Below are 19,410 nucleotides of genomic sequence, written 5' to 3'. Positions count from 1 at the left end.
GATGGACATGAGGAGGTTCAACAGTGCGGGAATATCTCTTTGAGATTTTCGGGTTTGCCGTACCGTCCCACTCGGTGGTATCGGTGCTCGCGATCATGCTTGGACTCGGCGTGACCGCCTATTTTGCCAAGCTGCAAGGAAAGGACCCGGAGAAAGTCAGCGAGATGGCCTTTTCGACCATCTTGGGCGGCCTGATCGGGGCGCGGCTCTGGGAGGTGCTGTTCTTTCAGGGCGGCTATTATCTCTCCCACCCGTTGCAGATCTTTGCCGTCTGGGATGGCGGAATGTCGGTGCAGGGCGGCCTGATCGGGGGCATCCTCACCGGAGCTTGGTATGTGCGGAAGCTGAAATGGTCGTTCTGGGAGACGGCAGACATTTTCGCGCCGGGGATGATCTTGGCTCAGGCGATTGGGCGCGCCGCCTGCTTCCTGAACGGGGATGCGTACGGTGCGCCGACCAACAGCGGATTTGGCATCGTCTATCCGCCCGGCACGAACGCGCATGCTGAGTATGGCGATCAACCGCTGTGGCCAGCCGAAGTGTTTGAGAGCATGTGGAACATGGTCGTCTTCGCGCTGTTGATCCTGCTCAAGTTCAAACCGCTTCCAAAAGGAATGCTGTTTGTCGCCTATGTGACGCTCTATTCGGTCGCGAGGTTCTTTCTGGAATACTTGCGCGGTGATACGCCAGAGTATCTGTTTAACTGGACGGCAGGTCAATGGACAAGCGTGGCAGCCATCGGGGTGACGGTGGTGCTCTACGCGGCGACGCGCCTGCTGAAGAAAGGGCAGTGAAGATATGGAAGCAACCAGCAAGCGGCGTAACAACCTGTTGGTAAATGGCTTTATCGTGTTGCTGATCGTCGCGTTTATCGGAGGGATTGCATACTGGTTCTGGTCGGGATACACCAAACTGCCGATCTTGAACCGCGCCCCCAATTTTACGCTGCAGAATATAGACAACCAGGATGTCTCCTTCACCGATTACAACGGGAAGGTCAGACTGGTCGAGTTTTTCTTCACCAACTGTCCGGACATCTGCCCGATCACGACGGCGAAGATGGTCAACCTGCAAAAAGAGCTGAAAGCAAAGGGCTTCTTTGGCGACAAGGTGCAGTTCGTCTCCGTCACGTTCGACCCGGATCGCGACACGCCAGACGTGTTGAAAGCGCACGCGGAGGCGATGGGCATCGATCAGAGCGGGTGGACGCTGCTGCGCGGCAAGGAAGCGGATACGCACAAGGTGGTCGAGAGCTACGGCGCCTTTGTCGAAGAGCAGGCGGACGGCACCTTTATCCACGCCACCCGTTCGCTGTATCTGGTGGACGCGAAAAACAATGTGCGCAAAGTGTATTACATGGGCGACGAGATGCCGACCGAAGATGTGCTGAAAGATATTGTGAAACTAGCGAAAGAATAGCGATTTTGACGCGAGATTGTAATGCCAACCCCATCCGTTTTTTACAAGGATGGGGTTTTTCATCGCCCGCATCTAGTGTATGATGCAAAAGAGTATTTTGAGAGGAAAGGAAGTCGGCCATGGATTATATCACTGCGCTATTGATGGGGCTGATCGAAGGCTTGGCAGAGTTTCTGCCGATCTCCTCGACCGGGCACCTGATCCTGACGGGAGAACTGCTCGATTTCACCGGGGAAGCGGCCAAGACGTTTGAGATCTTCATTCAACTTGGAGCGATCATGGCGGCTGCCGTGTTGTATCGCAAGCGCATCTTCGCGCTGTTTGGCATTCGCGGGGCGAACACGCCAAAGTACAACATCAACTTGCTCCATGTGTTCTTGGGCATCTTGCCGGCGATGATTTTAGGTCTGCTCCTGCACGGCTTTATCAAAGATGTGCTGTTCTCCCCGACCACCGTCCTGATCGGTTTGGTCGCAGGCGGGGTGCTGATGATCGCGGCAGAGAGGTTTCAAGGCGAGATCAAAGCGAAGACGATCGACGATATCACGTACAGACAAGCTCTGACGATCGGTCTGTTTCAATGCCTCGCCCTGTGGCCAGGTTTCTCGCGCTCCGGTTCGACGATGTCGGGCGGTCTCCTGTACGGCGTTCATCGGAAAGCGGCGGCAGATTTTTCGTTTTTTATCGCCATCCCGATGATGGTCGGTGCGACCGGGCTCGATCTGTTCAAAAGCTGGGGGCATCTCTCCTCCAGCGACTTCGGATATTTTGCGGTCGGCTTTGTCGCTTCGTTCGTCGTCGCGATGGTGGCGATGGTATCCTTCCTGAAGTTGCTCGAACGCGTCAAGCTGACCCCGTTTGCCATCTATCGCTTTGTGTTGGCCGGGCTTTTTTGGCTGTTCGTGTTGTAAAATGACCTGCAGTTGTACGCAGTCGACAAAAAGACCTTTGCGCTCTGGAAAAGTTGCGCGAAGGTCTTTTCTTTTGTTCTTTTTTGGGAAGAAGTAAAAGCGATCGATCGCAGATGGAAAGCGCTTGCGAAAGGTACGAAGCAGAAGCAGATCCTACCGACTGCGCTTGCTGAAGAACGCTTTCGTATAGGCGAGCTGCAACCCTGCGCGTTGCATGTTCCGCATGCTGGTCGACAGGAAGGTAGCCTGTCCGACCACCAGATCGCACCCTTGGGCGCTCGCATCGAACAAGCGCTGATGCAACAAGACCAACTGACAGCCCTTCCCGCGGTAGTCCGGCGCCGTGCCCGCCAGCGCGAGGTTGGCGACCTGATCTGCGACGAACAGGCTGGCTACAGCTGCGGGGGCGTGATCGACAGCGGCGAAGTAAAAGGTGCGTCCGGGGCGCTGGCTGAGCAGGCGGTTGTTTTCTGCCACCCCCGCTTTCGTCCAGTCAGGCATGCCGAAACTTTGAACATACAGATCGCCGTACAGGTCAAACTGTTGCTCCGCCACCTGATCGATGGTCAGCTCAGTTGGAAGCACAGGTGGCGCTGTCTGCGGAGCTCCATACATCACCGCATGGAACCCATTTTGTTCGAAGCCGCGATCTGCCAGCTTGGCCAGCAAGTCTGCGCTCACATCGCCTGGGCAGATTTCAAAGCGAAACGGCAGGTTGTGCTCAGCAAAGAAGCGGATGATCTCATCCAACCGCCCTTCCTCATGATCCCCAAAGCACATCACCCGGTTTGTCGCACCGCCGAGGACGGCCGAACCGACCGCCGTGGCCGAGCCGAAATGCTCGATGACGATTCCCATCGGATTGCCTTCCCGCGCTTGCATGCTCTGGCACTTGTCCAGATGCTCCAGGCAGTTCGATCGTTCGATGCGCCCCACCAGTTCGGGGCTCAACAGCAGTTGCTCCTTCATCGATGCAACCTCCTCTCTTTTCCCTCATTTCATCCATTGTACGCGATCGATCTCCCGCTTGTCCTACCCGATCTACGACCAAAGTCTGATCTGAAGATTCAACTCAGGTACATTAAGCCGCCTCGTGAAATTCCGTAAGATAAAGACATCAAGAACAACCACTACACGAAAGGAGTGAATCACATGGGCGGGTTCATAAGCTTTTTGATCTCCCTGATGTTCTTCTACTTCGGGGTGAAAAATTTAAAACGAGGCAAGAAAGTGTCGGCGGTCATCCTGTTGCTGCTCGGCCTGATGTTCACCGGCGGCTGGCTGCCGGCGCTGATCGGGATGGTCTTCTCCCTCGTGTTCGCCTTGGCGATCCTGGCTGGCGGTGCGTACATCGTGCTGAAGCTGATGAGAAAATTGAAAGAGGATCAGCCGGTATGCCGCCACTCTGGCGATGTTCACACAGCTGGCCGCGTCAAAGTGGACGACAGATTTGATGATGAGTGGAAAGATTTCTTGAAAAAACAACGCAACTAATCTCACACAACCCCTAAGGAGGAGTCACATATGTTCAAACGCATCTGCAACATCGTATCGGCAGCGATTCACGAAGGTCTGGATCAACTGGAAGATCCGAAGATGATGCTCAACCACACGATCCGCAACATGGAGGACGAGCTGCACAAAGCGCGCCATGCGATCGTCAAGCAACAGACGCTCGCTGCGAGCTTCGAGCGCAACAAAGAGGAGGCGCAAGCGCTGGAAGACAAGCGTCGCCGCCAAGCGGAGCAAGCGTTCAACGCTGGCGAGGAGAACCTCGCACGTAAAGCGCTCGGAGAGATGAAGCACTACGAGGCGCGCGCAAGCTACTATAGCGAGCAGGCGGAGATCGCATTCGTGCAGGTCGCAGAGCTCAAAGAGCAGGTTGCACTGCTGGAGCGCCGCTATCAGGAGCTGAAAGATCGCAAGCAAGCGCTGATCGCCCGCGCCAATATCGCAGATGTGAAGGAACGCATCGTCACCGCGCTGCACAGCATCGACTCGGAAAGCTTCTTCCGCGAGTTTCAACGCTTGGAAGACCGCATCTTGGAGAAGGAGATCAGAGCAAAAACTGCGGCATCCTCTTGCTTTGATGAGATGAGCTACGCACGTTTCGAGTATGCGGACGAGGTAGAAAAAGAGTTGGAGCGCATGCGCAGCGAAAAAATCTCCTAAATGCAAAAGCTGAGGGTGCCCGCATGGGCCCCTTCTTGCGTTTATGGTTTATAATAACAGCAAGGAAGGGGGGACAAAGGGTGCGCTTGCCAAAAAATCCTGTCCTCATCGTTTTTGCAATCGTTTTTATCATTATTGTGTTGAGCGCTCTCGATCTGTTTCTCCCGGTATTGCTCGGTGTTATCGGCTATTGGCTCTATCAGAATCGTTCACAGCTCGCAGGTATCGTGCTGATGGTGACCGGTGCGATCCTCCTCGTGAAGCGAGCGTTTGACATAGACCTCGCCGGCATCGTCGTGGCTGCCCTGTTCGTCTACCTCGGCTATCGGTTGATCAAAAGCCAAGAGCGAGAGCCGAAGCGAGCTAGATCGTGGAACTGCAGGCACGAGCAGGACGAAGAGCACGAACGATCAGAAGAGCACAAGCGAAAAGCGTCAGAGGAAGCGGAGCGGGAAGATCGAGCGCGGTCTGACGATTGGCGGTACGGCTGGTCGATCCCCTCTTTCGGCGGATCGCTGGTCGGCAATCTGCGGCTGATCAATCACCAGTTCGATTTGGAAGGGCTCAACATCTCCTACGGTGCCTGCGATGTGAAGATCGACCTGTCCAAAGCGATCATCCCCGAAGGCGAGACGACGCTCGTCATCTCCGCGCTGGTCGGCGATGTGGATATCTATGTTCCCTATGATCTGGACGTGGCGGTCACCGCATCGGTCACCGCTGGCAATGTGGAGGTGCTCGGCACCAAGCAGGGCGGGCTGAACTGCCACCTGCAAAAGACCTCACCTAGCTATTCTGGAGCTTCGAGAAAAGTGAAGATATCGATCTCGATGTTGCTCGGAGATGTGGATGTGAGGTACTTATGAGCCGAAAACAGATGGCGAACATCCAATGGCGGATGACTCGGTTTACGCTCGGCGTCGGCCTGATGATAGCAATCCCTGTGCTGATCGTGATGATCGTACAATATGAGCTCAGCCTGACCGAGCTGTGGAATGCAAAATGGTTTGACATCCCGGTGCTGCTGATCTTGCTGTTCCTGATCGTCGCGGCAGGCGTCGTCTCCGGCTTCACCTTCGGCTACAGCTTGAAGCAGCGCTTGGAGGTGTTGGTCGAAGCGACGTTGCGCTATGAGAAAGGGCAGTTCGCCCACCGCGTGCCTCCGCTTGGAGATGATGAGATCGGGCTGTCGGGCGACCGGCTGAACGAGATGGCGCAGCGCATCGAGAAGCAGGTCGCATCGCTGCAGCGCCTGTCGACAGAGAAGGCGGAGATGCAGGATCAGTTGAAGAAATCGGCGATTCTCGAAGAGCGCCAGCGCTTGGCGCGGGAACTGCACGATGCGGTCTCGCAACAGCTGTTTGCGATCTCGATGATGTCTTCTGCCGTTCAGGAAAACATGAACAACATGGAGGGCGGCAAGATCGAACGGCAGATCGCGATGATCGAAAAGATGGCCGGCCACGCGCAAAAGGAGATGCGTGCACTGCTCTTGCACCTGCGACCTGCCACGTTGGAAGGAAAGGGGCTGCGCGAGGGGCTGGAGGAGCTGCTGCAAGAGTTTCAAGCGAAACAGCCGATCGAGATTCGCACCGAGATCACCGACATCCCGCCGCTGTCAAAAGGGGTGGAGGATCATCTGTTTCGCATCGTGCAGGAAGGTCTGTCCAACGTGTTTCGCCACTCACAGGCCACTTCGGTCACCGTCAGGCTCGGCGCGACAGACACGCAGGTCTTTTTGCGGATGATCGACAACGGGGTCGGCTTCGACATGAGCTCTTCGAAAGCAGCCTCTTACGGTCTGCGATCGATGCAGGAGCGGGCAGATGAGATCGGCGGCGTGTTGGACATGATCTCGTCGCCAGGCAAAGGGACGCAACTGTCTGTAAAAGTTCCAATCATAGAAGACAGAGGGGAGCAGGAGCGATGATCCGCGTATTGCTTGTAGACGATCATGAGATGGTGCGGATGGGCATGTCCGCCTATCTGGAAGCGCAGCCGGACATCGAGGTGGTCGGCGAAGCTTCTGACGGGTTGGAAGGCGTGCGGCTGGCCGTCTTGCACAAGCCTGATGTGATCTTGATGGATCTGGTGATGGAGGGGATGGATGGCGTTGAGGCGACGAAGGAGATCTGCCGCCTGCTTCCCGATCCGAAGATCATCGTCCTGACCAGCTTTATCGATGATGACAAAGTGTATCCGGTGATCGAGGCGGGTGCGCTGAGCTATCTGCTCAAAACGTCGAAAGCGCAGGAGATCGCCGAGGCGATTCGTCAGGCGAGCAAGGGGCAGTCGGTGCTGGAAGCGAAGGTGACCGGCAAGGTGCTCTCGCGCATGCGACGCTCCGATGAAGCCAAGCCGCACGAGTTGCTGACCGCGAGGGAGCTGGAGATCCTCCAGCTGATCGCCGAGGGGAAGAACAATCAGGAGATCGCCGACGAGCTGGTCATCGCCGTCAAGACGGTCAAAGCGCACATCACCCAGATCCTCGCGAAGCTGGAGGTGGATGACCGCACGCAGGCGGCCATCTATGCGCATCGAAACAAATTGGTAGAGTAGTGTGAGAACTCGCGTCTTTCGGAAAAGCCTTGGCGGCCGTCAAGGCTTTTTGTTGTGCGTACCTGATCGAACGCGGCTGCGGGAGGTGTTGCTTCAAAGCAGGAATCGTCACCTTGTGAAGCTGGCAGATGCAACGTGTATGCGCGATCAATCGTCGATCAAATTCGAATGCTTCAAGAAAAAGGTGTTGATTTAAGTAAATAAAGTTTGTACGATAAATTAGAAGGGGTGAGAGAATGAAAACCGAATTGACAGCAGAACAGCTAGCTAGGAAAGAAGAGTTTCGCGCATTTGCTGATGAACATGTCATCCCGTATGCAGCTTGGAATGACCGTGAAGAGCGACTTCATGAATCGATCGTACCGAAGATGATCGAAACTGGATACATCGGCTCGATGTTGCCCACCGAGTATGGCGGCATGGGGCTTGACAATGTCACGCTCGGAATTTTGAATGAAGAGTTGGGCCGCGCCTGCGCTTCGACGCGCGTGCTCCTGACCGTGCACGGAATGGTCGCGCTTGCGCTCCAGCGCTGGGGCTCTCGCGAACAGCGCGACTTCTATCTGCACAAGCTGGCGAAGGGCGAGTTGATCGGCGCGTTCGCTCTGTCTGAGCCAGATGTCGGCTCCGATGCGAAAAGCGTGAAGACGACGGCGGTGGCAGATGGAGATGACATCCTTTTAAACGGGAGCAAGAAGTGGATCTCGATGGGCCAGCTTGCCGACCTGTTCCTGGTGATCGCAAGCTATGATGGCCAGCCGACCGCTTTCCTCGTCGAGGCAGATCGCGCCGGTTTTTCCCGCAAGCCGATGACCGGGCTGATGGGATCGCGCGGCTCGATGCTCGCCGAGCTTACCTTTGAGGACTGCCGCATTCCGAAGTCGAACATCGTCGGTCGCGTCGGCATGGGGCTGACCGGAGTTGCGCTCTCCTGCCTCGACTACGGCCGCTACACGGTGGCGTGGGGCTGCATCGGACTTGCTCAAGCCTGTCTGGAAGCGAGCGTGCAGTACGCGAAGACGCGCCATCAGTTCGGGGCGCCGATCGGGGAGAACCAGCTGATCCAAAAGATGATCACCGAGATGGTGGTGCAGGTCAGATCGGCTCGTCTGCTCTGTTACCATGCGGGGTATTTAAAAGATGTGATGGACCCGGACTCGATCATGGAGACCTGGAATGCGAAATACCTGTCCTCCGTCATGGTCACCAAAGTGGCGACAGACGCGGTGCAGATTCATGGCGGCAACGGCGTTCACTCCGACTATCCGGTCGAGCGATACTTCCGCGATGCGAAGATCAACGAAATCATTGAAGGTTCGACGCAGATCCATGAGTTTTTGATCGCCAAAAACGTGATGCGTTCGATGTAGTTGTCAGAAGCCGATGTGACCGATTGTCACAGCGGCTTCTTTTTGGTTGGGAAGCGCTTGCCGACCGGATGAGCAAATCGATTGACGATAGGCAGATCAGTCTTCCTGTGGTAAATTAAATTGTATGATGAAAATTTTAATTGAGGTTGAGTGAGCATGAGAACTTTCTCTTCCAAACGAACAGGCGCGCAAGATCATCAATCTGGAACTCAGATTGGGATGAGGTCTTCGACTGCGCTTCAGCGAAAACATACTTCCGGTACCAGTTCTGCCGATCTGCTCCTGCAGATGCAAAAGGCGGCAGGAAACCAAAAGGTCGTACAATATCTGCAACATCGCCAACCGATTCAGCGAACGCCAGACAGCTTTAGCTCGTGGCGCTCGGAAGAGCTTCCGCCCGACAAGGGAACGTGGGGGGCGATCTGCAAACTTGTCGAGGAGTACTCCAAGCTGTCGGCCGACTCTCCTGCGCGAGAGCAACTGCTGCTCGGTCTGAATCGCAGCATCGCCGCTTGGCATCAAGAGTTTTTACAAGTCGGCTCACAGCTTAGCGTGCAAGAGAGTACGCGATGGGGGTTGCGCTCTAACGCGATACAAAAGCTGATCTCGCGAATGCGAGACGAATGGATCGAGATGAACGGGTTTGGCGAGCTCTCCTCGCCGCTCGATCCGGTTCAGGACCCCAACCCAGAGCTGACTAAACCAGTGCCAGAATCTGCTGATGATCAGGTGAAAGGTGGGGTCTTCATCACCAATGCGAGGATTTTGGATGGGATGTCGAACACGATCGGGATCGCGAGAAGAGGTTTTCTCTGCGAATATCTAACCGACAGTCAAGGACCGGACGGATTGAAGAAGGAAGATTTCTATAAAGTGAGAGCGAATCTTAAGATTGCGGGCAGCCGAAACTATTTGGCGATTCCAGAAGGTTATGTGGAGCGCTCGGCGATCCGGAACTTTAACAATTTGAAAATCGATCCGGAACTTCGCTATGAGAAGACGGAAGAGGATCTAGGGGTGCAACCTCTATTCCCTCATCAGCCGAAGATGGAAGATGTGCGGCAGGGATACATCGGGGATTGCTATCTGTTGGCCGCTGTGGTAAGCCTGCTTCACAACTCGCCGGCCCACATCACGAAGATGATGCGCGATAATGGCAATGGAACGGTGACGGTGAGACTTTATGATGTCAATCAGACGGGCACAGATTCGAAATTGTTCACCCCGCGGGAAGTCACCATCGAAAAATCGGTGGTCAGGCGCGTGAATCCCACCAGCAGGAGAGATGAGTTCGCACAAGGTACCCTCTGGGTGCAACTGCTGGAGAAAGCGTACGCGGCAGCAGGCTATTATGGGAGTTCCTCCGATCGCGTGCCGTTGCATGAGAACACGTTTGGGCAGATCGCGAGCGGACAGGAGGCCTTCGCCTTTGAGCATCTGACCGGGCGGGAAGCAGAAAAGCATCCTATCACGACCTATGATGTGATGACAGATGGTGGGAAATGGCTGTTCATGAACGAGTTGCTCCAAGAGCTCGATAGTTTTGGGAATGGATATATGAATGAATGGATATTGAAGATGCAACCTGCTGTGTCTCAGCTAGAAGAGATGCACAATAAGTCCCGACACGTCCAACTGACAGAGATCGATGAGTATCTCAAAAAGCAGAAACTTCCTGCTTCAATTTACAAGATCGTCATGGGATTCCTCCAAAGAAAACAGATGTACGGTGGAAAGAGAGGTACAGGCAAGTACACCAAAACACAGGAAGCCACGTTCGATCTGATCAAACGATCTGTCGATGCAGGAAAGGTCCTTGCAGCTGGCACTCACAAAAAGATCGCCACTCCCAAGAAGAAAGGATTGTTCGGCTTCGGGCATAGCGGCGGAGAACAGATGGCGAAAGGGTTAGCTGGAGGACACGCGTATGCGTTGCTCGGATATCGAGAGGTCGGGGAGCTCAAGGAAGTAAAGCTGCGCAACCCATGGGGAAGGTACGGTCGAACCTATTCAAAAAAGTGGTTTTCCGAAGAGACGACGGCGAAGGAAACGGAGAGCGCCGAGTTTTGGCTGGACCTCTCCGATCTGACCAAGCGCTTCTCCGATATCAGCATCGTGGACGTGAACGAATATGCACTGATTCCTTATCAATAAGCTAACTTCATGTGTCGATCGTCAAGAGCACTCCGCAAAGGAGTGCTTTTTTCTTTGAGCCTGCTCGGAGTGGGAGACGCGCCATGCGAAAGTCGAATGAACAAGCGATGTCGGGCAGATCAGGCAGTCCCTCGTTTGCGTGAAAATTTATCAGGATCGGGCCGCAAAGAGAGTCATAATCGCGACTCGCGCAGAGGAAAGCATTCACTCTTGACAATGACCCACGGGTCATAATATGCTTGTTGGCATGATGACTGACGGGTCAGTCATCAGGTTGTCCTTATCTATTGGAGGTGACTGAAGCGATGACAAGCGCTTTGACAGTGGAACCGACAGACCTGACGACGCCAAGCCGCAAGCGGACTTTGGTGATCATCGGCCTGATGCTCGGTTTGTTTTTTTCTTCGCTCGATCAGACGGTCGTAGGCACGGCGATGCCGACGATCATCGGGAAGCTGGGCGATATGGAATTGTTGACCTGGATCACCATCGCCTATCTGTTGACATCGACTGCGGTCGTTCCGGTCGCAGGGAAATTGGCCGACCTGTTTGGCCGCAGAACGCTGTACCTCGTCGGCATGGGCATCTTCATCTTGGGCTCCGCACTTTGCGGGATGGCCGACTCGATGATGCAGCTCGCGATCTATCGCGGGGTTCAAGGCATCGGCGGTGGGATGCTGATGCCGCTCGCGATGACGATCATCGGGGACATCACGACCGGGGAGAGCCGCGCCAAGATGCAAGGCTTGTTCATGGCGGTGTTCGGCCTGTCCTCCATCTTGGGCCCGCAGCTCGGCGGCTGGATCGTCGATTGGCTGAGCTGGGAATGGATTTTCTACATCAACTTGCCCTTTGGCATTGTGGCTGCGATCGTCATTGCGGCAGGGCTGAAAGGGACGCATATCAAGAAAAAAGCGGTGATCGACTGGGCGGGCATCGGCACGCTGATCGTCGGGATCGTCTCCTTGCTGCTCGCACTGTCGCTCGGCGGCAAAGAGTATGAGTGGTCTTCCGGCATGATCATCGGTCTGTTTGTGGCAGCAGTTCTCTTCCTCGCGCTGTTTGTCGTGGTCGAGTCTCGCGCCAAAGATCCGATCCTGCCCCTGCATCTGTTCAAACATCGCGTCTTCACTGTCGTCAACATCGTCGGCTTCCTGATGAGCCTCGGAATGTTTGGCGCGCTGATGTTCATCCCGCTCTTTATGCAAGGGGTGGTCGGCATGACCCCTTCGCAAGCATCTTCGGTGATGACGCCGATGATGATCGGCTCGATGCTCGCTTCGATCTTCGGCTCGCGGCTCCTGTTCAAAGTCGGCCTGCGCCCGACGATGGTGCTGGGTCTGAGCTTGATGACGATCGGGTTTGGACTCTGCTTGACCTTGGGGCTCGACTCGACCCGCTTGCAGGCGAGCGTGAACATGGTCGTGATGGGTCTTGGCATGGGTGTGATCATGCCGGCACTCGGGATTGCCGTTCAGGAGACGTTCCCGGCGGAAGTGCGCGGGACCGTCACCTCGGCGACCGCCTTCTTCCGCTCGATCGGCGGCACGGTCGGCATCGCGCTGCTCGGCTCGGTCTTCAACTTCAAGTCGGTCGATGTGATCGGCAACAAGTTGGACGGCGTTTTCCAAGGGTTTGGACCGCAAGGGGCGTCTTTGCTCGACATGGCGCACAACAACCCGCAAGGACTTTACTCGTCGCTGCTCAACGCAGAGTTCCTCAAGGCGTTGCCTGAGCAGGCGGTCGAGATGTTCAAACAGACGGTCACCCCGCTGCTCAAAACCTCGCTGCTCGACTCGCTGCACCTGGTGTTCGAAGTGTCGATCTGGTTCTGCGCAGCCGGCTTGGTCGTCGCGCTCCTGTCCGGTAAGATCAAGATCACGCCGCGCGAGCAAAAGCGTCCGGAGGCGAGTTCGGAGTCTGCTGCAGAAGAAGTGGTAAAAGCATAAACGATTGGATCGAAATAAGCCCGAATCTGCTATAATGAAGAGGGCTTATTTCTTTTTCGGAGGGACTGGCATGAAGAGTGTTGACAAGCGGCAGGCGATTTTGGAAGCGGCTGCGAAACGCTTTAGCAGAGACGGTTTTCACGAGACGAAAGTTGGGGAGATCGCGGAAGATGCAGGCATCGCCAAAGGGACGGTATATCTGCATTTTAAAGATAAAGAGAGCTTGCTGGCCGAAGTGGTGCGCTACCAGATGAGCTCCTACCACAAGCACATCAAGGAGCAGATGGCGCCCTACGAGTCTGCCGCCGACAAACTTCGTGCGTTCGCATCCCACAAAGTCACAGAATTCCCCCGCATGGTCAAGTTTTACAAGCTGAACTTTGCACACATGCTGAAGTTCAAGGCGAACGAATCGTTCGAACAGGAGATGAAAGCGGAGCATGGCGTGCTGTTCAACTTCCTCGTCGATGTGATTCAACAAGGGATCGACCGTGGAGAATTTCGGGAGATGAACGCGACAGATGCCGCGCTGATCATCACCGGCACGATGCAAGCTTATATGCATACGGCGATGAGCGGAGTGGTGGAGGAAAAGAATAGCGAAGATGCAGAGGCGCTGATCAATTTGGCGATTCGCGGTTTTGCTCGATAGGAGGTCAAGAAATGATGGAATATGTGCGGATCACGAGCATCGAAGACCCGCTGTTCGGGCAGATGCATCGGCTGATGGGAAAGGTGTTCCCGAAGGAAGAAGTGCTCGAATTTTCACTCTGGGCAGAGCCGCTCAAGGACCCGGGAATTCGCGTGTTCGTCGCCGTCGAAGACGGTGTGGTGGTCGGTGCGACCGAGTATCGCTACTATGCGGACATGCAGGTGGCGATGACCGATTTTACGATCATCGGTGAAGATGGCAAGGGCATCGGGCCGTTTTTAGCGCAGAAGCGTTGGGAAGATTTGCAACAGGTCGTGAAAGAGGAGAATCGGCAGCTCAAGGGAATGTTTGCCGAAATTTACAACCCGTATTTGGTCGAGGAGCTGTCCTTCGGGGGAGTTAGGTCGATGAACCCTTATGTGCGGCGGGAAGTGCTGGCTCACTTAGGCTACCGCAAGCTCGACTTCCCCTATGTTCACCCGTCTTGGGAAGGGGATGGTGCGGCTGTATCTGGGCTCGACCTCTGCTTTTTGAGCTATGAGCCGAGCGTGGATCGATTGCCGGCCGCTCTGATCCGACAGTTTTTGACCACCTATTATGCGGTGTTGCCCGACAAGCCGGAAGCGTGGCTGAAGATGGTCGAGCAACTGGCAGAACAAGAGGAGATCACACTGGTCGCGATGTGATCATACAGGATGACGAAGGCTCAGCTGTTCACAAGCTGAGCCTTTTTGATTGCCGTCAGGGGGTGATCGCCGGAGCGGGGGGAATTCTGGTCGCTTCGTTTTTGCTCTTGTAAAGCGTTGCTGCCTGCTCGAACTGCTTCAGCTCAAAATAGGTGTCGGCCAGCTTTTCCTGCATCTGCGGGACGTACACCGCGTCGTTCACATGGCGGAACAGGTCGTGGGATGCTTGGAAATTGTACAGCGCTTCATGAAAGCGGGCTTGTTTGAAGTCGACCTCTCCCAGATACAGATAGGCAAACGCCTTAAATCTGACTTCGCTCTCTTCGTGAACGATATCCTGACAGATCTCAAGCACATGATCGAACTTGTTCGCATGGAAATAAGCGCGAGCGAGCTCGATCCGAGCGTTGATCGCCCTTGCGTGAAGGCGGATCGCCTCGGTGGGAGCGGTGTGGCGATGAACGGCGCGCAACTCCTCATAGATGGAGATCGCCGTCTTCTGTGCTTGGATGGCGAGCTCCGGCTGCGCGGTGTTGGTGTAGAGAATTCCGAGGTTGGTAAAGGCGCCTGCTCTGTTTTCAGCATCGCCCGCATATTCGTAGAAGTCGATCGCTTGGCGGTAATGGGTGACCGCCTCTTCTGTCTTGCCGACCCGCATGTGGCAGATGCCGAGCGTGATGTAGATATGTCCAGCCTTGTAGTGCACATTCATCGACTGGTTGAGGTAGCTCGCCTCTTTTAACAGCGAGATCGCCGAATGGTGCTCGCCGAGCTTCGCATGCGCAACGCCGGTGTTGATCAGGACGGACGTCTTGGTCAAACCGCCGAGGTGATAGCGGATGATCACTTCGTTCGCATCGTTTAGGATTCGCAGCGCTGTCTGGTTCTGGTTCAGCTGCAGATAGCAATAGGCGAGCGAATCGAGCGAGCGGACTTTCTCTTTCGAATCGACATATTCTTTTAGGTGGCGCAAGCTTTCCTCAAAGTGAGGCATCGCCTCTTCAAATTGATTTTGTTGTTCGAATAGCTTACCGCGCACCCAGTACAAAATACCTAGATCGTACTCGTTCAGGTCGTCCAAGGTGGCGGTGTTCAAGTTGTCTAGCATCTTTTTCGCTTGCTCGTACTGTCCTGATTCTGCATGCCCTTCCGCAAAGCGGACATATTTTTTCCACTCGGTGATCAGCATCGCTTTGTTTTCAGGCTCTTTAAAAAAGTCTTCGATGGAGCAGTTCAGTCTCTTCGACAGTTTTTCCAAGGTGTCATACGAGGGTTGAATCAACCCTTTTTCGATCTGGCTGATGTAGCTACGCGTGACGACCCCTTCAGCCAACTCCTGTTGAGTCAGATTCGCGGCCTTTCGCAACTCTTTGATCCTCTGTCCAACTCCTGCCATCCCCGATACACTCCTATATCAAGTCTTTTGAAAACAAACAATAACAATCCATCTATTAAGTTAGTATATCACATTCGAACAAGTGCCAATCGTCCTTCTTATTAAGTCATAGATTTAAGTATGGACAACTTTGCGGAAGCGAAAACTGAATGATCTAATTGAACATTTCTGATCATTACGTAAAATGTTCGAAAATGTTATTGACGCGAAAGGAAAATGGGACTACCATATATGTAACAAATATAAACTTTTGCAATTGTATATCGTTAATGTTATCTGATGTAGGAGGCGTGATTGATGAGCAAGCATGTATCGATGGTGAAAGCGCTGATCTGTGGTGCGCTGATGGTGATGGTGGTGACAGTGGTGGTACAATCGTTTGGTGCAAACCACACGTTGCAGGCGGAGGTCGTATGGCCGATCGGCAACTCGCCGATCATCGGATAGCCGTCTGGCAGAGAAGTAAATGAGCGATCGATGCGCGAAGGTGATCTTGTTCCCTCAAGTGGGGGCGGAGCGCCTTCGCGTTTTTTTGTGCAAAGAAACAGGTTAATTTTTCACACGCAGAAGGAATCTAATCATGTTGAGAGAAATTTTATTTATAAGATTAATCGTTGGAAATTAACTGCGGAGGGATTCCAGTGAAGGCAACTATTGTGATCGGTGTGATCGGTGCGGATTGTCATGCGGTTGGGAATCGAATATTGGATCATGTGTTCACAGAAGCTGGGTTCCACGTTGTGAATATCGGAGTGCTGTCCTCGCAGGAGGACTTCATCTCGGCGGCGATCGAGACGGGGGCGCGCGCGATTTTGGTGTCATCGCTTTACGGACATGGGGAGATCGACTGTCGCGGGCTGCGCGAAAAGTGTGAAGAAGCGGGGCTTTCAGAGATGGTGCTGTATGTCGGCGGCAATCTGGTCGTCGGCAAACAGGATTTCGCTACGGTGGAGCAACAGTTCCTGGCGATGGGGTTCAACCGCGTCTTTTCGCCCGACGTGCCGCTTGAGGTCGCAGTGCGCAACCTGCACGAGGATCTAGGGCTGGTGGTGTGAGCGATGGAAGCGGTACTGTGCATCGATTTTGGCAGCACGTATACGAAGTTGACCGCCATCGATCTGCAGGCAGATCAGATTTTGGGCACCGCCAAAGACCTGACGACGGTGGAGCAGGGCATCCTGATCGGATTTGAAAAGGCGCGCGCCAAGCTGATCGAGCAGACCGGTCCGCTGGAGTTCACCGAGATGCTCGCCTGTTCAAGTGCGGCCGGCGGGCTGAAGATGATCGCGATCGGCCTCGTGCCCGAGCTGACGGCAGAAGCGGCCAAGCGAGCAGCGCTCGGAGCCGGAGCGCGGGTGCTCGGCGTCTATTCCTATGAGCTGACCCGGCTGGACATCGAGGAGATTCGAGCGGCACAGCCCGACTTGCTCCTGCTCGCCGGTGGGACGGACGGTGGCAACACAGCCTGCATCTTGCACAATGCGGCGCTGATCGCCCAACATCTCGGCGATCTTCCCGTCGTGGTGGCGGGCAACAAGAACGCCCGCGACGAGATCGAGCAGATCTTCGAGCGGCGAGGCGTTTCCTATAAAGCGGTCGCCAACGTGATGCCGCGACTGAACGAATTGCAGGTGGAGCCCGCGCGCGAGGCGATCCGCGAAGTGTTTTTGCAGGAGATCGTCAAGGCGAAGGGACTGTCCCAAGCGGAGGAGCTGGTCGGCGGGATTCTGATGCCGACTCCGGCGGCGGTGCTCAAGGCGGCGACGGTGCTCGCCGACGGCACCGATTTGGAGCCGGGCATCGGGCCGCTGATCGTGATCGACGTGGGCGGTGCGACCACCGACATTCACTCGATCGGGACGGGAGAGCCGACCAAGCCCGGCGTGGTCTGGAAGGGGCTGCAGGAACCGTACGCCAAGCGGACGGTCGAAGGCGATCTCGGAATGCGCGTCAGTGCGCTCTCCCTGTGGGAGACGGCGGGCAGCAGGCGCATCGGCAAGCACCTGGAATCGTTCGACGGCTCGGTGGAGGAGCGCTGTCGAAAGCTGCAGGCGGAGGTCAGCTTTGTCGCGAAGACAGAGGATGATCGCTCGTTTGAAGAGGCGCTCGGCATGACGGCGGTGGAGATGGCGATGGAGCGGCATGCGGGCGAGGTCGAGAGCGTGTACACGCCGATGGGGCTATTTTTGTCCCAGACAGGCAAAGACCTGTTGGAGATGAGGACGGTCATCGGCACCGGCGGAGTGCTGGTACACAGCGCACAGCCGGAACGGATCGTCCGCGCTGGCTGTTTCCGAGCGGACAACCCGACCTGTCTCGCACCGCTCAACCCGGACGTGTGGATCGATGCCTCCTACGTGCTCTCCGCGCTCGGGCTGGTCGCAGAGCGCAACCCGGAGGGGGCGCTGCGCCTGATGAAAAAATATTTGTTACGAAGCGGGAGGGGAGAGCATGGAGCTTAAAAATGTCAAATGGAGCGCCGATCAGTTTTTAGCGGTGCGCGATGGGGTGCTCAAACAGTGGGAGACAGGTCACAACCTCGCGCTGGAGCGAGCGGTCGAATATCAGCGCTCCGTGCCGCTGGCAAAGCGGTTTGCTGACGCGCTGCTGGGCGCGAAGGAGGCGGGCATCACGCTCGCGCAACCGCGGGCGGGAGTGGCGACCGTCGAGGGACAGATCGAGCTGTTGCTTCACCTGCAGCAGGTGGGCGGTGCCGATCTGCTTCCGGTGACGATCGACAGCTACACGCGACAAAACCGCTATCGGGAGTGCATCGTCGGCATCGAGGAGAGCAAGGCGACCGGTCGCTCGATGCTCAACGGCTTTCCGGCGGTCAACCACGGCGTGGAGGGCTGCCGCGCGCTGTTTGAAGCGGTCGGCCTGCCGCTGCAGGCGCGCCACGGCACGCCGGATGCGCGGTTGTTGTCGGAGATCGTGCTCGCCTCCGGTTGGACGTCGAACGAAGGCGGTGGGATCTCGTACAACATCCCCTATGCGAAAAGCGTCAGCCTGGAGCGCTCCTTGCTCGACTGGCAGTATTGCGACCGCTTGGTCGGCCTGTATGAGGAGATGGGCGTGCGGATCAACCGCGAGCCGTTCGGCCCGCTGACCGGGACGCTGGTGCCGCCGAGCATGTCCAATGCGGTGATGATCCTCGAAGGGTTGCTCGCGGCGGAGCAAGGGGTGAAGAGCTTGACCCTCGGCTACGGACAAGGCGGACATCTGCTGCAGGATGTGGCAGCCATTCGGGTGCTGGAACAGCAGGCGGAGGAGTATTTCCGCGACGGCGGCTACGAGGTGGAGGTCACGACCGTGTTCCACCAGTGGATGGGCGGATTCCCGCAGGATGAGGCGCAGGCGTTCGGCGTGGTCTGCCTCGGGGCGCAGGCGGCAGCGTTGGCAGGGGCGACGAAAGTGATCGTCAAAACGCCGCACGAAGCGGCCGGCGTCCCGACGAAAGAGGCGAATGCGGAGGGCATCTTGGCCACGCAACAGACGCTGCGCATGCTGCGCGGGCAGCGGATGGCGCCATCTCCCGCGCTGGAGGCGGAGATGGAGTTGATCCGGGCGGAGACGAAATGCTTGCTCGACAAGGTGCACGAGCTCGGCGAAGGCGATTATGCGATCGGGGCGGTCAGAGCGTTTCAAGCGGGCGTGCTCGATGTGCCGTTCGCACCCAGCCAGCACAACGCCGGGAAGATGTTGCCCGCTCGCGACAACTCGGGCGCGATTCGCTATCTGGAGTTTGGCAACCTCCCCTTCACGCAGGAGATCAAAGATCACAACCGCGCGCTGCTGGAGGAGCGCGCGCGCTTCGAAGGGCGCCCGGTGTCGTTTCAGATGGTCATCGATGACATCTATGCGGTGAGCAAAGGGACGCTGGTCGGACGGCCGGAGAAGGTGATCAGCACCAGCAGGAGATAGAGCGGATCGATCAGCAGCTCGGTGAAAATGAAAGGCCTCCTTCCAAAGTGGTCATTGGCGTGTCCGAAATGAACCTACTGCTTTTAGGAGGCCCTTTTGATTTTCAGAGCAGGGATGAAGTTGTCCCTCCCAAGCTTTCATCGATGGTCAGATCGAGCGGCAGCATAGAAAGGTCGGGGCGAGGAGCGCAGTTCGTTTTACGTGATAAAGCGGTTCGC

Annotated in this window: 19 protein-coding genes; 17 read left to right on the top strand and 2 right to left on the bottom strand. The window is 55.9% G+C overall.

Annotated features, from left to right (window positions below; translation table 11 throughout):
• Window positions 1-23: 23 nt before the first annotated feature.
• The 3 genes from lgt (at window position 24) to bacA (ending at window position 2,330) form a co-directional block, all read left to right on the top strand.
• Window positions 24-794 (top strand): prolipoprotein diacylglyceryl transferase, encoded by a 771-nt coding sequence (gene lgt / locus ACFSOY_RS08000; RefSeq protein WP_386045468.1) that lies wholly within the window; start codon window positions 24-26, stop codon window positions 792-794.
• Between the two features lie 4 nt (window positions 795-798).
• Window positions 799-1,419 carry an SCO family protein gene (locus ACFSOY_RS07995; protein ID WP_386045467.1) on the top strand — a complete coding sequence of 207 codons (621 nt, stop codon included), beginning with the start codon at window positions 799-801 and terminating at the stop codon, window positions 1,417-1,419.
• Window positions 1,420-1,538: 119 nt separating this feature from the next.
• Window positions 1,539-2,330, top strand: coding sequence for an undecaprenyl-diphosphate phosphatase (gene bacA, locus ACFSOY_RS07990; RefSeq protein ID WP_386045465.1), 792 nt, complete (start codon window positions 1,539-1,541; stop codon window positions 2,328-2,330).
• 153 nt (window positions 2,331-2,483) lie between these two features.
• Here the strand turns inward: bacA and ACFSOY_RS07985 are convergent, their stop codons facing one another.
• Window positions 2,484-3,299: a hypothetical protein gene (locus ACFSOY_RS07985; protein WP_386045463.1), complete on the bottom strand. Its 816-nt coding sequence runs from the start codon at window positions 3,297-3,299 to the stop codon at window positions 2,484-2,486.
• Between the two features lie 183 nt (window positions 3,300-3,482).
• Here ACFSOY_RS07985 and ACFSOY_RS07980 point away from each other — a divergent pair, with 183 nt between their 5' ends.
• The 10 genes from ACFSOY_RS07980 to ACFSOY_RS07935 all read left to right on the top strand — a co-directional run bounded on the left by ACFSOY_RS07980 (window position 3,483) and on the right by ACFSOY_RS07935 (window position 13,872).
• The gene (locus ACFSOY_RS07980) at window positions 3,483-3,824 is read left to right on the top strand and encodes a hypothetical protein (protein ID WP_386045461.1); all 342 of its coding nucleotides are present in this window, start codon (window positions 3,483-3,485) and stop codon (window positions 3,822-3,824) included.
• A gap of 30 nt (window positions 3,825-3,854) precedes the next feature.
• Window positions 3,855-4,502 carry a PspA/IM30 family protein gene (locus ACFSOY_RS07975; protein WP_386045460.1) on the top strand — a complete coding sequence of 216 codons (648 nt, stop codon included), beginning with the start codon at window positions 3,855-3,857 and terminating at the stop codon, window positions 4,500-4,502.
• 80 nt (window positions 4,503-4,582) lie between these two features.
• Window positions 4,583-5,368 (top strand): cell wall-active antibiotics response protein LiaF, encoded by a 786-nt coding sequence (gene liaF / locus ACFSOY_RS07970; protein WP_386045458.1) that lies wholly within the window; start codon window positions 4,583-4,585, stop codon window positions 5,366-5,368.
• Window positions 5,365-6,432: a sensor histidine kinase gene (locus tag ACFSOY_RS07965; protein ID WP_386045456.1), complete on the top strand. Its 1,068-nt coding sequence runs from the start codon at window positions 5,365-5,367 to the stop codon at window positions 6,430-6,432. The genes liaF and ACFSOY_RS07965 overlap by 4 nt, the downstream gene beginning before the upstream one ends.
• The gene (locus ACFSOY_RS07960) at window positions 6,429-7,061 is read left to right on the top strand and encodes a response regulator transcription factor (RefSeq protein ID WP_386045454.1); all 633 of its coding nucleotides are present in this window, start codon (window positions 6,429-6,431) and stop codon (window positions 7,059-7,061) included. Before ACFSOY_RS07965 ends, ACFSOY_RS07960 begins: the two co-directional genes overlap by 4 nt.
• A 236-nt stretch (window positions 7,062-7,297) precedes the next feature.
• Window positions 7,298-8,431, top strand: coding sequence for an acyl-CoA dehydrogenase family protein (locus ACFSOY_RS07955; protein WP_386045452.1), 1,134 nt, complete (start codon window positions 7,298-7,300; stop codon window positions 8,429-8,431).
• Between the two features lie 219 nt (window positions 8,432-8,650).
• Window positions 8,651-10,585 (top strand): C2 family cysteine protease, encoded by a 1,935-nt coding sequence (locus tag ACFSOY_RS07950; RefSeq protein ID WP_386045451.1) that lies wholly within the window; start codon window positions 8,651-8,653, stop codon window positions 10,583-10,585.
• A gap of 305 nt (window positions 10,586-10,890) precedes the next feature.
• On the top strand, window positions 10,891-12,534 hold the full coding sequence (locus tag ACFSOY_RS07945) for an MDR family MFS transporter (RefSeq protein ID WP_386045449.1): 1,644 nt from the start codon (window positions 10,891-10,893) through the stop codon (window positions 12,532-12,534).
• Between the two features lie 70 nt (window positions 12,535-12,604).
• The gene (locus ACFSOY_RS07940; protein ID WP_386045447.1) at window positions 12,605-13,186 is read left to right on the top strand and encodes a TetR/AcrR family transcriptional regulator; all 582 of its coding nucleotides are present in this window, start codon (window positions 12,605-12,607) and stop codon (window positions 13,184-13,186) included.
• A 14-nt stretch (window positions 13,187-13,200) separates the two neighbouring features.
• Window positions 13,201-13,872 (top strand): GNAT family N-acetyltransferase, encoded by a 672-nt coding sequence (locus tag ACFSOY_RS07935; RefSeq protein ID WP_386046780.1) that lies wholly within the window; start codon window positions 13,201-13,203, stop codon window positions 13,870-13,872.
• A 55-nt stretch (window positions 13,873-13,927) separates the two neighbouring features.
• On the opposite strand, the gene ACFSOY_RS07930 is transcribed toward ACFSOY_RS07935, so the two are convergent.
• Window positions 13,928-15,268: a tetratricopeptide repeat protein gene (locus tag ACFSOY_RS07930; protein WP_386045445.1), complete on the bottom strand. Its 1,341-nt coding sequence runs from the start codon at window positions 15,266-15,268 to the stop codon at window positions 13,928-13,930.
• Window positions 15,269-15,565: 297 nt separating this feature from the next.
• Here ACFSOY_RS07930 and ACFSOY_RS07925 point away from each other — a divergent pair, with 297 nt between their 5' ends.
• The 4 genes from ACFSOY_RS07925 (at window position 15,566) to ACFSOY_RS07910 (ending at window position 19,192) form a co-directional block, all read left to right on the top strand.
• Window positions 15,566-15,715, top strand: a complete 150-nt coding sequence (locus tag ACFSOY_RS07925) for a hypothetical protein (RefSeq protein ID WP_386045443.1) — start codon at window positions 15,566-15,568, stop codon at window positions 15,713-15,715.
• A gap of 194 nt (window positions 15,716-15,909) precedes the next feature.
• Entirely contained in the window at window positions 15,910-16,323 is a 414-nt protein-coding gene (gene glmS / locus ACFSOY_RS07920) for a methylaspartate mutase subunit S (protein ID WP_386045441.1), read from the top strand.
• 3 nt (window positions 16,324-16,326) lie between these two features.
• A complete protein-coding gene (gene glmL, locus ACFSOY_RS07915; protein ID WP_386045440.1) occupies window positions 16,327-17,730 on the top strand; it encodes a methylaspartate mutase accessory protein GlmL in 1,404 nt (467 codons plus the stop codon).
• Window positions 17,720-19,192, top strand: a complete 1,473-nt coding sequence (locus ACFSOY_RS07910; RefSeq protein WP_386045438.1) for a methylaspartate mutase subunit E — start codon at window positions 17,720-17,722, stop codon at window positions 19,190-19,192. Before glmL ends, ACFSOY_RS07910 begins: the two co-directional genes overlap by 11 nt.
• Window positions 19,193-19,410 lie beyond the last annotated feature (218 nt).

Origin of the sequence: Tumebacillus lipolyticus, from assembly GCF_042682745.1 — a bacterium.
Classification (GTDB): domain Bacteria; phylum Bacillota; class Bacilli; order Tumebacillales; family Tumebacillaceae; genus Tumebacillus_A; species Tumebacillus_A lipolyticus.
This window is presented reverse-complemented; position numbering and strand designations above follow the sequence as displayed.

Coding starts and splice junctions, on each gene's coding strand:
- ACFSOY_RS07950 (WP_386045451.1), top strand. CDS start 8,651: ATGAGGTCTTCGACTGCGCTTCAGCGAAAACATACTTCCGGTACCAGT.
- ACFSOY_RS07995 (WP_386045467.1), top strand. CDS start 799: ATGGAAGCAACCAGCAAGCGGCGTAACAACCTGTTGGTAAATGGCTTT.
- ACFSOY_RS07925 (WP_386045443.1), top strand. CDS start 15,566: ATGAGCAAGCATGTATCGATGGTGAAAGCGCTGATCTGTGGTGCGCTG.
- bacA (WP_386045465.1), top strand. CDS start 1,539: ATGGATTATATCACTGCGCTATTGATGGGGCTGATCGAAGGCTTGGCA.
- ACFSOY_RS07910 (WP_386045438.1), top strand. CDS start 17,720: ATGGAGCTTAAAAATGTCAAATGGAGCGCCGATCAGTTTTTAGCGGTG.
- ACFSOY_RS07955 (WP_386045452.1), top strand. CDS start 7,298: ATGAAAACCGAATTGACAGCAGAACAGCTAGCTAGGAAAGAAGAGTTT.
- glmL (WP_386045440.1), top strand. CDS start 16,327: ATGGAAGCGGTACTGTGCATCGATTTTGGCAGCACGTATACGAAGTTG.
- ACFSOY_RS07935 (WP_386046780.1), top strand. CDS start 13,201: ATGGAATATGTGCGGATCACGAGCATCGAAGACCCGCTGTTCGGGCAG.
- ACFSOY_RS07980 (WP_386045461.1), top strand. CDS start 3,483: ATGGGCGGGTTCATAAGCTTTTTGATCTCCCTGATGTTCTTCTACTTC.
- ACFSOY_RS07965 (WP_386045456.1), top strand. CDS start 5,365: ATGAGCCGAAAACAGATGGCGAACATCCAATGGCGGATGACTCGGTTT.
- ACFSOY_RS07930 (WP_386045445.1), bottom strand. CDS start 15,268: ATGGCAGGAGTTGGACAGAGGATCAAAGAGTTGCGAAAGGCCGCGAAT.
- ACFSOY_RS07985 (WP_386045463.1), bottom strand. CDS start 3,299: ATGAAGGAGCAACTGCTGTTGAGCCCCGAACTGGTGGGGCGCATCGAA.
- ACFSOY_RS07945 (WP_386045449.1), top strand. CDS start 10,891: ATGACAAGCGCTTTGACAGTGGAACCGACAGACCTGACGACGCCAAGC.
- ACFSOY_RS07975 (WP_386045460.1), top strand. CDS start 3,855: ATGTTCAAACGCATCTGCAACATCGTATCGGCAGCGATTCACGAAGGT.
- ACFSOY_RS07940 (WP_386045447.1), top strand. CDS start 12,605: ATGAAGAGTGTTGACAAGCGGCAGGCGATTTTGGAAGCGGCTGCGAAA.
- ACFSOY_RS07960 (WP_386045454.1), top strand. CDS start 6,429: ATGATCCGCGTATTGCTTGTAGACGATCATGAGATGGTGCGGATGGGC.